This window comes from Fervidobacterium riparium, from assembly GCF_025370035.1.
Taxonomy (GTDB): domain Bacteria; phylum Thermotogota; class Thermotogae; order Thermotogales; family Fervidobacteriaceae; genus Fervidobacterium; species Fervidobacterium gondwanense.
This window is the reverse complement of record NZ_CP009277.1, coordinates 1,032,131-1,044,887: the sequence shown is the minus strand read 5'-3', so window position 1 is coordinate 1,044,887 and position 12,757 is coordinate 1,032,131. Positions and strand designations below refer to the sequence as shown.

The window sequence follows — 12,757 nt, the reverse complement described above, 5'->3', positions numbered from 1 at the left end:
GTTTTCTTATTAGTCTATTTTTGAGCTTCTTCGATAACGGCATTGAGTGCTTTGAAGAAATCGACGCCAGACTTTCCGAGTTCTTCAATTTGTTTAGAAATTTCTTCATTTTGTTTTAACGCTTCAATAGCACCTGCTGGATCAAAAACTAAAAGTACATATGTGTACACAAGCGCTCCCACTCTTTCTTCCCAGATCGCGTAGATGTAGGCACCTGATACTTGAGCGTCAGAAAAGAGCTGTGTTACTCTTTTATAAGCATCGAGAGCAACACTTTTGACTTGTTGTGCGTTTTGTCCAGTAACCGACTGGAGTTGTCCCTCAACTAATGTAGCAAATGTATGGACCCTTGCTGTGAAATATTCGGAAAGTTCTTTAAACGCGTTAATTTTTGCCTTATCACGTGCCGTTACAGTGTCTATTCCACCACCGATACTTTCGCCACGAAATGCAAGAAGCTTCCCTGATTTGTAAAGTTCCGCAACCCTCTTCTCCATACTGTTGTTAACGTACACAATATTTGCATCTTTTGGTATGCTCTGTATTCTTACACCGTTTGCTGTTATCCATTGTACGTCCTCTTTTGGTAAGAGAAGAAATATAAGCAATCCTGCTAACAGAATTCCTGAAACCACAAGTATAATCCACGCTGTAGTGCTATCTAATCCCATCGTTTCAGCCTCCCCTTAGACATTTGCTTTAAAGCGACAGACGGTTTTGATTATTTTGTAACTTGATATGTATTATCTGATGTCTTTTTGATCTTCAAAACATCGATACTTGAAAGGTACCTTTCGAAATCTGAAGGAGGTACGTTTTCCAATTCGACAATCAGTTTTGTATCAACCTTTTCTATTACCTTCATATCTTTGAATTTTGCGTTCAAATTATCAAGTAATATCGAACCGTAAATGGTCTTTTCAAGTATGAATGTGTACCTATAAGCTGCTTTCGTTGCTACATTTTCGAATCTTAACGAGCTTATCAACTCATTTACGTAATCTTTGAATTTCTGTCCCGAGACAGTTTTTGAGATTGCCGCCTGTTCTGTTGCTCCAGTATTGGTTTCTTCAAATCTCGGTGCTGCAAGTATATTACCGGTGATTGTATCAATTATTTGAGTTGTTACAAGCGTGCGGACAGAATAAACCTTATAATCCGAAAGGTATGTTGATGTGTAATTTACTGTAACGTACAAAAGATACCTTGCAGCGCTCAGTGCAGTTATCTTTGCAAGCGTAGCTGGTGGAAGATTAGTTTTCGCTTGGGTTTCGAGTACCTTTTTCGAAAAATCCTTCGACACGAGGTTTATTTTTGACCTTGTTAATTCGTCAATCAAGGCCGGTTCAACATATCCGAGAGTATCACCTTCTGTTATAATCATAGCAAAACCAGATGGTGCATTTCTGAGCGCATCTTTTACGTACGCTTCAAAAACGTCCTTTGAAATCGTAGAACTTACAAGAACGTAATACAAACCGCTATACTCGCCTGTAGCCGTTATCTCATAGTCAATAGCTCCGACAACTTTGCCGAGGATGTAATCGTCTATCGGTATGTCAAGTAGTTCTCTATCCGAACCAGCCAGAAGTTCTGATGCTACTTTTTTGATAGTCTTTACAAGAGCATCTTTAATTGCATTTTCCCGCATAAGCTTTTGGTCAGAAAGTATCTTTGACGTACCACCAGCAATAATCTTTATTTCCTGCTCACCTTTATAAGTTGTTCGCAAAATATCAGGATCTTGGGTAACGCTTCCCGGTGCCCAGGCACTCTCAACAATACCAGATAACGACACATTCAATTTTGAATTTGGAGCTTTTACTATGGCAGACAAAACTGCTGTTCCATTTTGAAGGGTAACTAAATCCTGCGTTTCAATATTATCACCATAGACGAATAAGGATTTCACAGTACCGGGCTCGACTTTCACCTCGACCTTAACCTGCTCACCAAGAAGGACTTCCTTAGGACCGCTTAGCGATATTTTGACATCCTTCAAGTAAGGTCTGAGTTTTTCAGTATCTATTAAATTCGCTGGTAAATCATTGACTGTCGCAAATAACTGGTTTACCAAGTCTGCAGCGTCGAATGCAGTTTGTGCATCTCTAACCTGTGCAGAATTTATATTTTTTATGAGCCCTTGAACTTTATCATATTTTGATTTTATTTGACTTATCAAACTAGTAAGTTCCTCACTGATTTTGGGTGGAAACACATTTTGGGAAAGGAGTGGTTCGTACTTGTCAGCAATATTCTTCGCAGTGAATACCATCTTGTTGTCCAGCAAAGTTTTGCCGATATTGATCGCTATGTAAGCTTCTAATGCTTGCTTTGCCTTTTCTGCTTCTATATATACTTGCACTTTGGCGTAGTATTGATTCCCGGATTGCTTTCTTTCGACTAACCTGTAAGTAACCCCCGTTAACTCAAATTCTGTTTTCGTCTGTATAGTTTTTTCATACTGGCTTTCAAATTTCTCCCTGACTTTTCCATCCTGGATAACTGTTGTTAGCTTTTCTTTCAGCTCTGCAGATGTTTTTACCTGAACATAGAGCTGTTCAGTTAGATTCTTTAATCCATTATTCTTAGCGATTTCCTCTGCTTCCAATTCTGTCTTGCCATATCCTTCTCCGTATGCCTGAATGTACGCACTTGATAACTGAGCTGGTGGTTGTACTGGAGAGGTAGAAGGCTGTTGTGGAGACTGTGTACCCTGAGAAGGTTGAGTTGGTTGAGTCGGCTGCGTTGGTTGAGAAGGAGTAGATGGTGTTGCCGAACCTGAACTACTGGACATCACTTTATTAATGTCTTCCATGGTTTTAACAGCTGAAGATGTGTCTAATGGTCGAGAAGGTTCTTCCTTTGGCATAAGGAAAAGAAAACCAATTACAATAGCACCAACCAGTACTGCGGATATTAATATAATTGTAGTTGTATCCATGTAAACACCTCCTTGCCTGCACTACAAAGTGCAAGTTTAAAATAAAATTACCCCCTGCACACCTGCAGGGGGCAAGAATAAAAGTATATTACTTTTGTTCCATCGGAGTCCCTTTTGTCGCTTCACCGAGAACTGCATTCAAGTTCTCGAAGAAGTTCACTCCTTGCTTTCCAAGCTCATCGACTTTTTGTTTTACCACTGCATCAATTTCAAGTAGCTTTATAATCTGAGCAGGATCGTAGACTAACAAAGAATAGGTGTTGACTACATTACCTTGTTTGACTGTCCAAACGGCAAAAACATACGCTCCTGAAATATTGGCATCCGCGAGCAGGGATGTAACCCTCTTATAAGCATCAACAGATGCGCTGACTATCTCTTGCTTATTACCTGACACTTGAACGTTTTGAAGCTGACCTTCTACAAGTTGGGCAAATGTCTGCACTTTTGCATTAAGAAACTCTGCAACTTGTTGATACGCACGAATCTTTGCTTTTTCCTTGTCTTGAGACGTGCCTGTTCCCTGTGCTTCGCCAACAAACGCAATAAGTTGCCCTTTTTGAACAAGACTCTTCACACTTGCGGCTTTCGACTGATCCACAAATATAATTTCAGCATCGTTTGGAATTTTCCAGACCTTAACCCCGTCGACCTCAATGTACTTATCTTTTGGCATCAAGAAAAATATCGCACCGACAACTATACCAACCGCTAAAACACCGATAAGTACCCATGTTAACAAATTCTGATCCATACAATTTCCCTCCCTAATTTTTGAAGCGTACAATAATTTGACTTTCTAAAATCTGAAATCGTTCAATTCGAAATTAGGAAGGTTGAATATAGAAAACCATTTCAACTATTACACCCTTACCCTTTTCAGATAAAACAACCATCTTATCTGAGAATCTTTTCATATTTGGTAGCCCCATTCCAGCGCCAAATCCAAGTTCTCGGACATAGTCCGGCGCTGTAGAATAGCCCTCTTTCATTGCAAGTTCTATACTTTCGATACCCTTGCCCTTATCTTCTACTCTCACAACTATCCTATCTGGATATATAAAACAGAATATCTCGCCTTCGCTTCCACTGTGGATAACAACATTCGTCTCGGCTTCGTAAGTAGCTACCGCTACACGTCTCACGTTTGATGAATCTATTCCCTTACTTATAAGAAACTTCTTTAGCTGTGCAGCACCAACTCCAGCAAGATTTATGTCGAAATAATCAACCTTGAAATAGAAATCTGCCCCTTTTTTGTCAATTTCTTCGCCCGTGACAAGGGATCTATTCAGAATATCCTCATCAAGTACCTCTTTCCGACGCTCGTCATGCAAATAAAGAAGACCAAGTCTTGTAGCAACAGCGGCTAAAATGTCGTTTTTGGTTACGATACCAACGAGACGGTTATTATTATCGACTACTGGGAAACGACCATACCTATATCTTTCAAATTGTTTAATTACATCTTGCAAAGTTGAATTTTCATCTAAGCAAATAACATTCTGCGTCATATGTTTTTCAACATGTTCGTTGAGAGTACCATTTTCAAGGCACTTAATAATATCTTCTATGCTTATTATTCCAACAACTTTTCCTTCATCGTCCACAACTGGGACACCTGAAATCCTCTTTAGTCGCAGGATCTCTTTTACCTGAGCTACCGTTCTATCTGGTTTCACATACACGACGTCCTTCGTCATAAATTCTGATACTTTGATATTAGCAAAAACTTTTTGAACCTTTTCAAGAATTTCTGTCAAGTTATACACCCCTTAAGAAAATATTCGATAACCATAGATTACCAATTTGTTTGAACCATTATGCATTTAATGAATGAGAATTCAGCATCATTCAACGTTTTTGCGTACTCAAGAATTTCTGGTGATTCGGCTCCGGGTTGGAACCAGAATTTTCTAAATCCGGTACCGTAAGCCTTCTTCAGTTCTTCAATCCCAATTTCAGGTGGAACGATGAAAACGATAAGTTCCGTATCGACCGGTAATTCTTCAACACTTTTGTAAACTTTCAGTCCTTCTATGAAATCATACCTTGGACTGACAGGGAGAACATCGTATCCTTTTTTCAATAAATCTTTCAAGACTATATTCCCAAACTTTTCCGGATTAGTTGTGGCACCTATAATAGCTATTTTCTTAATCTGTCTCAAATCCATTCTAACACCTCCGACTTTATTATACTCATTCAATAAGGCTTTTCTCGAAATCGTTTATATCTTTCTGAATCGATGACATGAAATCTATAGAGTCAAAATTATATCCACCAAAGACAAGTTCTTTTAAAATTTTCGCTGGTCCGCTGTCAAGTACACCATTTTGAACCGCACGTTCAACTTCTTCGTAAGCTTTTTCGGGTGTGTTCGCTCCTCTGTAAGGGCGGGGCTCAAGAACGGCAGTGAAATAATCGGCAACCTGCAATATTTTATCTTTGAAACTCATTTGGTTTCCCCTGAGTTTCCAAGGATAACCGCTCCCATCAATTCTTTCTTGATGCCTGACTGCTGGCCAGAACCATGGTTCGTCTTCATGCTCTAAAAGTATAAGATAGCTGTAATAAACATGTTTGCGCATTATATCCATCTCAGCTGCTGTTAACTTCCCCTTTTTTTCGAGGACTTCTATAGGTGTAGTTATCTTTCCTATGTCGTGAAATAGACCAGCAATAAAAAATTCGTGCTCATTTAAAAGAATTTCTTTCGCAATAGCAGCTGAGACTTTCGCCACTCTCCAACTATGTTCTCTTGTAAATTGGCTCTTTGAATCAATTATATAAGCAAGCACGGCACCGATTTCTATAATCTCGTCTATGGTAAGCTTAGTATCTAACTTGAATTCCTGGATCAATCTTTCCCTGTTAAACCCAGCTTTAATGTCGTAAAGCATCCATCTTATGTACTCTTGCTTAATAACCTTGAGCGCGGCATCGTAAACACTGCCGAAAAATCTATTCTTGATCATGGACAAAGGTACAAGAAAATCCTCATAAGTTAGTTCCTCATCATTTACTAACACATACTTAGAAATCTCTTCGCTTATAGAAATGACATTTGCGGCAACATCCTTTGTTGATGACTCATTCAAGTAATTTGGTAGTGCATGATGTAAAAGTATACTTGAAGAAAGATTTGGAAAGTGTTTTAAAAGTGCGGAAATTTTTGAAACTTCGAAAGACGATATAAGGGTATGGTCTTTTGTTGGAGATTCATATGTCGGGATGTCTTCTTTTATAAGAAATTCGTTGTCAATGTCATCTAACAAGATACCTTTGTGTGGAGTAAGGACACCTATATCGTGTAATACACCGGCGTAAAACATTTCAAATTCATCCAAATTCAGTTCCTTAGCAATTTTCGATGCCAGAAAACCGACCTGAAGCGAATGTATACCAAATTTTGGAACAAACATGATTGTTTTCAGCAGCACATTTATCATGATCTCACCTCTAAACATATTATATCATACATCATTAACTACAGACCGTGAAAATTAAGTCTTGACAATTTCTCGTGATATGTTAATATATAACACGGTTAGTGATGAGTCTTTCAAATGCATATATACAAGGCCCCATAGGATAACGGCTAGTCCATCGGATTCTCAGTCCGAGGGTCGGGGTTCGATTCCCCGTGGGGCTGCCAGATTCGACGCCCCCATAGTTCAAAGGATAGAACGGCGGATTCCTAATCCGCAAATGGAGGTTCGATTCCTCCTGGGGGCACCATAATTGGGCCGCTAGCTCAGTAGGTAGAGCACCTGACTCTTAATCAGGTGGCCGTGGGTTCGAGTCCCACGCGGCCCACCAGAGTTTTTTAAGGCATTTAGTTGAAGTGGAGGCGCCCGGCTTCCCACCCAGCGGCAATCGGCTAGTTGGGTTCAGATCAGAAGTGTTAAAACTTAAATTCTATAAAGAATGAATCAAGCGGGCGCATGCTCGCTTTATTTTTTTAATCCTACTAAGGAGTCAACTATGCAAAATTAAATTTTTGTTTTGAGTGTGAGATAGCATAATCAATATTGAACTTCTCTTTCTTTCTCAACATTGCGTACAACGTTCGCAATAACTTGTGTACTACTGACATTATCGCTTTTTTGTACGGTATACCTTGCTGCCTTTTTCGTTCATAGTATGTTCGGAAATATTCGTTGTGAATCACTACACTCACTGCCATTAGCCATAGTATTCGTCTTAGGTGGGCATTGCCCCTTTTCGATATGTGTCCTTCTACTTTGCTTTTGCCTGATTGGGCAATGCTTGGATCGAGTCCACAATACGCAATGAGTTTTTTGTATGTACTAAATCTTGAGATATCTCCAACTTCTGCCAAGAAATGCATCGCGCTGTTTTCACCAATACCTGGTATTGACGTGAGTATCTCGATATCAAGGTTTATCGCACTACATTCGCAATATTCTTTCATCATCTTGTCGTGTTCTTCAAGCTGTTGCTGTAAAAATTGTAGTTCTTTGATATTTTGCACAAGAATCTTTTCTTTCATCGGCCAATATTGAGCAATCGAGTTATTAGCGAGTTCTTTAAGTTTTTGAGCATTAAGTTTTGTACTTCTGCCACGGTCTTTGGAAAAGAACACATCCAGATTACGAGCCTTTTGAATAGCCTTGGCAGAAGGGAAATGAGAAAGAAGATTGAGGATAGTGTCACTGTAGATATTGGTAACTCTTTCGAGTTCAGGGAAAAGAACGTTGAGCAGTTTTTCGATATTGCCTTTAACTTTTGCGATGCGGTGGATAATGTTTTCGCGTGCTCTGACAATATCACGAAGCTCAGAGTTGACAAAAGCAGAAGAAGGAATTTGATGTTGTAGGTAAAACAAAGCAGTAGCGATAATGCGAGCATCGATTTTGTCGGTTTTGGTCTTTCGAAGAGAAGCAAAGTTTTTAACAGTTAGAGGATTAAAAACAGCGCAAGCAAAGTCGTTGGAAGAAAGGAAAGCCAGAAGGTTGAGATGATAACAGCCAGTAGATTCCATAGCGATGATGATGGATTGTTTTGGGAAGGCAGAGAGTTTGTTTGCGAAGGAGGAAAAGCCTTGCTGGGACATATCGAAAGAAGATTCGAAGATGATGGAACTGGGATTAGAGATAGCGCAGACGTTGAACTTATCCTTGGAAACATCGATGCCGACGAAAACAGGGAAGTTATCCATGAAAAATCCTCCTTTCGAATGATGAGGGCAGGGAGCCTGCTGAACCAATCCTCCATGCTGACGAGGGCTGAAAGCCCAACCAACTAATCATGGTTAAAGGCAGGCAACAGACTCCTTAAATGGCTTAAAAGCCAAGGTGACATAAGTTGTCCTGCCCTCAATTTTTTTAAGCTAAATTATTTATACCATATTTTTATGTAGGAGGGTGAAACTTATTAAAAACGAGAAGGAAAAGATTATAAAGAACGAAGAGATTCCATTCTCTGAACTGAGGGTTGTTGATGAGGAAGGAAAAGCTGTTGGTGTAATGTCTAAGAGCACAGCAATTGACTTGGCAAAATCAAGAGGGTTAGATTTGATTTTGGTTGCACCAAATGCTCAACCACCAGTGGCAAGAATTTTGGACTACGGTAAATATAAGTACGAACTTGCAAAGAGAGAGCAGAAGGCAAAGAAGAACCAAAGGATAATAGAAGTTAAAGAAATGAAATTTAGAACCGCGATAAATGAACATGACTATCAGACAAAACTTAAGCACATTAAACGGTTCTTGGAAGAAGGTAACAAGGTTAAGGTTACCGTGATGTTCAGAGGCAGAGAAATGGCATTCATGGACAAAGGGAAGGAGATATTAGATAGAATTGCGAAAGATATAGCTGATATCGGTAATGTCGAAAAAGAAGCGAAGGTTGAAGGCAGAGATATGTGGATGGTTCTTAAACCCAAGAATTTGTAAGAATAGAATAAACTTTTACAGGAGGGATGAGTCATGGCTAAGCAAAAGATGAAGACAAGCAAAACCGCAGCAAAGAGGTTTAAAGTAACAAAGAATGGAAAAATAATGAGAAGGCATGCAAATGCGTGGCACAAAACTGGAAAGAAGAGAAGATCAACGCTCCGCGCTTTAAGACTCGAAGATGTAGTTGCAAGTTCTGATAGCTCAAGAATCCTTAGACTTCTTGGAAAAAAATAATCATAGGGAGGAATAGACATGCGAGTAAAGAATGCTGTAAATGCTAAGAAGAAAAGAAAAAAGGTTCTGAAATTCGCCAAAGGATTCAGAGGTGCACTCGGCAGAAGATATACCCTTGCAAAACAATCCTATTATAGAGCTCTTAAATTCGCTTTCGACGGAAGAAGAAACAAGAAAGGGAATTTCAGAAAGCTCTGGATAACAAGAATCAATATAGCAGCGAGAAATGAAGGCTTGAAATACAACGAACTCATCCACGGATTAAAGTTAGCAAACGTAACCATAAATAGAAAGATGCTTGCTGAGCTTGCAGTCAACGATCCAGTGAGTTTCAAGGAATACGTAGCGATTGCGAAAACGGCTCTTGGAAAATAATTGATAATGATTCTCAGCATCAAGGGGCTTGAATAAGCCCCTTGTTTTTATAAAAATCTACAATAAGGAGGAATTAAATTGCAGAACTCCACAATTGATAAGAAACTTCGCCAAGTTGCAATAATAGCTGTGGCAACGAATTTACTGCTCGCAGTACTAAAAGTGACCGTTGGGCTGATTTTCAAGAGCATGGCGGTTTTAGCGGACGGTATAGACACATCTACCGATATCCTGACATCTTCTACAATGTTACTTGCAACGATAATTTCTCGAAGACCACCAGATAAGGAACACCCTTACGGACACCAAAAGGCTGAGAACATAGGTGCTAAGATAATCTCTTTCGTCGTATTCTATGCTGGCGTGAGCCTACTTATTGAAAGTTTGCATAGACTTATAACAGGGCGTTATCAAGTTTTGGAAGGTTTCTTACCCCTTTTAGTCGCGGTATTGTCGGTCGCTGGAAAGACATTCTTGTTTACGATTGAGTACTCTACAGGTAAGAAATACAAGAGTAATTCAATGATTGCGGAAGCAAAGAATATGAGAAATGATATACTGCTTTCAGGACTTGTGTTCCTTGGGGTTGGATTAAACAAAATTGGATTAGCATGGATGGACCCTTTGATTGGTGTCGTGATGTCTGGTATAATTATAAAAGTGGCATGGGAAGTATTTGAAGAGAACGCTCACGAGTTAATGGATGGTCTCAAGGAAGAAGAGATGTGGATTTACGAAAATATATTCAAAGTGTGTAAAGAGTGTGGTGCTCTAAACCCACACAAAGTCAGGGTACGCAAGGTCGGTGGGAAATTCGATATAGATATGGATATAGAAGTCACTGGCACTATGAGTGTAAAAGAAGCACACGATATAACAAAGTGTATCAAAAGAAAACTCAGCGATACAAAGGAAATATATGATGTCGTAATTCATGTCGAACCGGAGGAAAACGATGAAACAGAACCTTTCGGATTGTCAGAAAAGCACTAAAGTTGACATATTTCTCAAGTCTTTATTTGTTGCTATAATTCTACTCTCTTCTCTTGTCTTTCCACTGACATTAGATGAAATCGCTGAGAAGTCAAAAACTGACCCAGAGTTTGCCTGGGATATGTATCTTGTTTATGTTTCAAGGCTCGGTAGTAGCATATCTAAAGATGAGGAAGAAAAAATCGAAAGAATTGGAAGGCTTGTAAACGCAAAACGCAAACTCAAAGATTACGAATTTGCAGTGAAAGAAGATTTGTCACAGCTTGTTGAGTTTTCTAAGAATTTTGAGATTCTTAAAAGCTCGCAATATTACATCGTAGAGATTTTTGGGACTGAGCGAATAGTAAATTACATCAGTGAAAATATATCTAAAGATTTATCAGTAATTATTTTATTAAAGTTTCTACCAGAGACAGAGCATTTTTTTGAAAAATTCACACGTGAAATAATACAAATTTTGTTAGAAGACCAAAAAGCACGCGAATACTTTGTTAAAAACATCCTTAAGAAATTGGATATTGCAGATGCTGGCAGTAAGCTTCTCAAACATTTGTATAAGCAGTATTCCGAGTCGGACGAAAATCAAAGAGTCAAATTGCTCGAACTTTATAGGTACTTTAGCAATGATGGCTACAAACTCCAAGAAATGGAAGAACTTTTTCTAAAGGAGGAAGAAAAGAATAAGATATCTTGGCATAAAAGGATTTCTATATGGTTTGCTGAGCATCTTAAAAAGTTAGGAAGTATAAAATTGTCTTCATATGTTCAAAAGCTTATTATCACCGTTCTTATAATTCTCCCAATTACAATTGTCTTCGCGTTTCGCTATCCACGGTATGTTCTATTTAGGACTTTTGGTTTGAAAAAACGTGCGGCAAATATTTACAAGAAGATTGTTGAAAAAGATCCTTTTAATCCTGACAAGCGCCTCAAACTTGCACAACTTTTTGAAGAAGCTGGTATGTATGAAGAAGCCTTCAATGAATATAATTTTCTGAAAAGAATAAAAATCGAATAGTTGGTAAACAAATGCAGGTATAAAAGTGTCCCAATTAGGGACATTTTTTGTCGTTTTATGATATAATCTCTCTGGAGTGCAGAATTATTACAATATAAGGAGCTGATGAGATGGAAGAAAAAGGTAAAAAGACAGTTCCACTTTCAAATCCGCAGATATCAGAAGGTGATATAGAAGTTGTTGTAGAAGTCTTGAAATCAGGCAGGTTGAGCATAGGAAAATACACAAGAATGTTTGAGGAGAGTATTGCGAGCTATGTTGGGACAAAATATGCAGTCGCAGTTTCAAGCGGTACAAGTGCTCTGCACTTAATCATCAAAGCTTTGGGGTTTGGAAAGGATGATTTACTCATAGTTCCGTCATTTACATTCGTTGCTTCTGCAAACGTTGCACTTTATGAAGGTGGGAATGTTGAGTTCGTTGACATAGAACCTGAGACTATGAATATGGATATGGAACATTTTGAGCAAGTCGTTGAAAAAAACGCTGGAAAATACAGAAGTATGTTTCTAATGGCGGTTGACGTATTTGGGCATCCATTGGATTGGGATAGCGTAGTTAACGTATGCGAGAAATATGACGTGAAGATAATTGAAGATTCTTGTGAAGCCCTCGGAAGTGAATATAAAGGAAAGAAAGTTGGAACATTTGGATTAGCTGGCGCATTTGCGTTTTATCCCAATAAACAGATAACCACAGGCGAAGGTGGCATAATAGTTACAGATAGTGACGAAATATTCAAACTGTCTGCTGCGATGAGAAACCAAGGAAGAGGAGAAGGTCAAGGATGGCTTTCGCACGATTATATAGGATACAATTACAGAATAGATGAAATGTCAGCAGCGCTTGGATGGTCTCAGATGAAGCGAATAGATACGATTATTGATAAGAGAAATACCGTAGCGAAGAGATACGAGGAACTGTTAAAAGACTCTGGCATTGAAACTCCAAAGGTTATGGATTACGTGACAAAGATGTCATGGTTTGTGTATGTGGTAAGACTGCCAAAGCCTGCAAACAAGTCTATTAGGGATAACGTTATGAAGTATTTGGAAGAGAATGGCATACAATGTAGAAATTATTTCTCTCCTGTGCACCTACAAAGACCATATAGAGAACTTGGATGGAGCGAGGGAACCTTGTCTGTTACGGAAGATATTTCAGGAAGAACAATAGCAATACCGTTCTACACTGACCTTGAAAAAGAAGACCAAGAATACGTTGCCAACCATCTGAGAAAAGCGGTTGAGATATTCATAAAATAATTAA

13 protein-coding genes and 3 tRNA genes are annotated in these 12,757 nt (G+C 38.9%); 9 read left to right on the top strand and 7 right to left on the bottom strand.

All coding sequences use genetic code 11. From position 1 onward, the window contains the following. Positions 1–14 precede the first annotated feature (14 nt). The 6 genes from IB67_RS04750 to IB67_RS04725 form a co-directional block, all read right to left on the bottom strand. On the bottom strand, positions 15–671 hold the full coding sequence (locus IB67_RS04750; protein WP_072758106.1) for a hypothetical protein: 657 nt from the start codon (positions 669–671) through the stop codon (positions 15–17). Between the two features lie 50 nt (positions 672–721). After that, complete coding sequence (locus IB67_RS04745) at positions 722–2,944, bottom strand: LPP20 family lipoprotein (protein ID WP_072758103.1); 2,223 nt, start codon at positions 2,942–2,944, stop codon at positions 722–724. Positions 2,945–3,032: 88 nt separating this feature from the next. Beyond that, positions 3,033–3,698, bottom strand: a complete 666-nt coding sequence (locus tag IB67_RS04740; RefSeq protein WP_072758101.1) for a hypothetical protein — start codon at positions 3,696–3,698, stop codon at positions 3,033–3,035. A 73-nt stretch (positions 3,699–3,771) separates the two neighbouring features. Continuing rightward, positions 3,772–4,647, bottom strand: coding sequence for a CBS domain-containing protein (locus IB67_RS04735; protein ID WP_084634333.1), 876 nt, complete (start codon positions 4,645–4,647; stop codon positions 3,772–3,774). Between the two features lie 98 nt (positions 4,648–4,745). Continuing rightward, on the bottom strand, positions 4,746–5,120 hold the full coding sequence (locus tag IB67_RS04730; protein WP_072758097.1) for a CoA-binding protein: 375 nt from the start codon (positions 5,118–5,120) through the stop codon (positions 4,746–4,748). Between the two features lie 25 nt (positions 5,121–5,145). Further along, on the bottom strand, positions 5,146–6,396 hold the full coding sequence (locus IB67_RS04725) for an HD domain-containing phosphohydrolase (protein WP_072758095.1): 1,251 nt from the start codon (positions 6,394–6,396) through the stop codon (positions 5,146–5,148). 131 nt (positions 6,397–6,527) lie between these two features. Here IB67_RS04725 and IB67_RS04720 point away from each other — a divergent pair. From IB67_RS04720 to IB67_RS04710, 3 genes are all read left to right on the top strand, one after another. Next, a tRNA-Glu gene (locus IB67_RS04720) sits at positions 6,528–6,602 on the top strand. An 8-nt stretch (positions 6,603–6,610) separates the two neighbouring features. After that, positions 6,611–6,685, top strand: a tRNA-Arg gene (locus IB67_RS04715). Between the two features lie 5 nt (positions 6,686–6,690). Then, positions 6,691–6,766: transfer RNA gene (locus IB67_RS04710), tRNA-Lys, on the top strand. Between the two features lie 163 nt (positions 6,767–6,929). Here the strand turns inward: IB67_RS04710 and IB67_RS04705 are convergent. Then, positions 6,930–8,129 carry an IS110 family RNA-guided transposase gene (locus IB67_RS04705; protein WP_498875160.1) on the bottom strand — a complete coding sequence of 400 codons (1,200 nt, stop codon included), beginning with the start codon at positions 8,127–8,129 and terminating at the stop codon, positions 6,930–6,932. A gap of 205 nt (positions 8,130–8,334) precedes the next feature. On the opposite strand from IB67_RS04705, the gene infC reads away from it, so the two are divergent. The 6 genes from infC to IB67_RS04675 all read left to right on the top strand — a co-directional run bounded on the left by infC (position 8,335) and on the right by IB67_RS04675 (position 12,753). Continuing rightward, positions 8,335–8,865 (top strand): translation initiation factor IF-3, encoded by a 531-nt coding sequence (infC, locus tag IB67_RS04700; protein ID WP_218587305.1) that lies wholly within the window; start codon positions 8,335–8,337, stop codon positions 8,863–8,865. A gap of 33 nt (positions 8,866–8,898) precedes the next feature. After that, positions 8,899–9,102, top strand: a complete 204-nt coding sequence (gene rpmI, locus IB67_RS04695; RefSeq protein ID WP_072758093.1) for a 50S ribosomal protein L35 — start codon at positions 8,899–8,901, stop codon at positions 9,100–9,102. A gap of 18 nt (positions 9,103–9,120) precedes the next feature. Then, positions 9,121–9,477, top strand: a complete 357-nt coding sequence (gene rplT / locus IB67_RS04690) for a 50S ribosomal protein L20 (protein WP_072758091.1) — start codon at positions 9,121–9,123, stop codon at positions 9,475–9,477. A gap of 78 nt (positions 9,478–9,555) precedes the next feature. Further along, positions 9,556–10,470: a cation diffusion facilitator family transporter gene (locus IB67_RS04685; protein ID WP_245789469.1), complete on the top strand. Its 915-nt coding sequence runs from the start codon at positions 9,556–9,558 to the stop codon at positions 10,468–10,470. After that, a complete protein-coding gene (locus tag IB67_RS04680; protein WP_072758089.1) occupies positions 10,433–11,488 on the top strand; it encodes a tetratricopeptide repeat protein in 1,056 nt (351 codons plus the stop codon). The genes IB67_RS04685 and IB67_RS04680 overlap by 38 nt, the downstream gene beginning before the upstream one ends. A 110-nt stretch (positions 11,489–11,598) precedes the next feature. Further along, positions 11,599–12,753, top strand: a complete 1,155-nt coding sequence (locus IB67_RS04675) for a DegT/DnrJ/EryC1/StrS family aminotransferase (protein WP_072758087.1) — start codon at positions 11,599–11,601, stop codon at positions 12,751–12,753. The last annotated feature ends 4 nt before the right edge of the window (positions 12,754–12,757 follow it).

Excerpts from the sequence above, each read along its gene's own strand:
- IB67_RS04705 (WP_498875160.1), bottom strand. The coding sequence starts at position 8,129 with ATGGATAACTTCCCTGTTTTCGTCGGCATCGATGTTTCCAAGGATAAG.
- rpmI (WP_072758093.1), top strand. The coding sequence starts at position 8,899 with ATGGCTAAGCAAAAGATGAAGACAAGCAAAACCGCAGCAAAGAGGTTT.
- rplT (WP_072758091.1), top strand. The coding sequence starts at position 9,121 with ATGCGAGTAAAGAATGCTGTAAATGCTAAGAAGAAAAGAAAAAAGGTT.
- IB67_RS04745 (WP_072758103.1), bottom strand. The coding sequence starts at position 2,944 with ATGGATACAACTACAATTATATTAATATCCGCAGTACTGGTTGGTGCT.
- IB67_RS04740 (WP_072758101.1), bottom strand. The coding sequence starts at position 3,698 with ATGGATCAGAATTTGTTAACATGGGTACTTATCGGTGTTTTAGCGGTT.
- IB67_RS04730 (WP_072758097.1), bottom strand. The coding sequence starts at position 5,120 with ATGGATTTGAGACAGATTAAGAAAATAGCTATTATAGGTGCCACAACT.
- IB67_RS04680 (WP_072758089.1), top strand. The coding sequence starts at position 10,433 with ATGAAACAGAACCTTTCGGATTGTCAGAAAAGCACTAAAGTTGACATA.
- IB67_RS04725 (WP_072758095.1), bottom strand. The coding sequence starts at position 6,396 with ATGATAAATGTGCTGCTGAAAACAATCATGTTTGTTCCAAAATTTGGT.
- IB67_RS04750 (WP_072758106.1), bottom strand. The coding sequence starts at position 671 with ATGGGATTAGATAGCACTACAGCGTGGATTATACTTGTGGTTTCAGGA.
- IB67_RS04675 (WP_072758087.1), top strand. The coding sequence starts at position 11,599 with ATGGAAGAAAAAGGTAAAAAGACAGTTCCACTTTCAAATCCGCAGATA.
- IB67_RS04735 (WP_084634333.1), bottom strand. The coding sequence starts at position 4,647 with ATGACGAAGGACGTCGTGTATGTGAAACCAGATAGAACGGTAGCTCAG.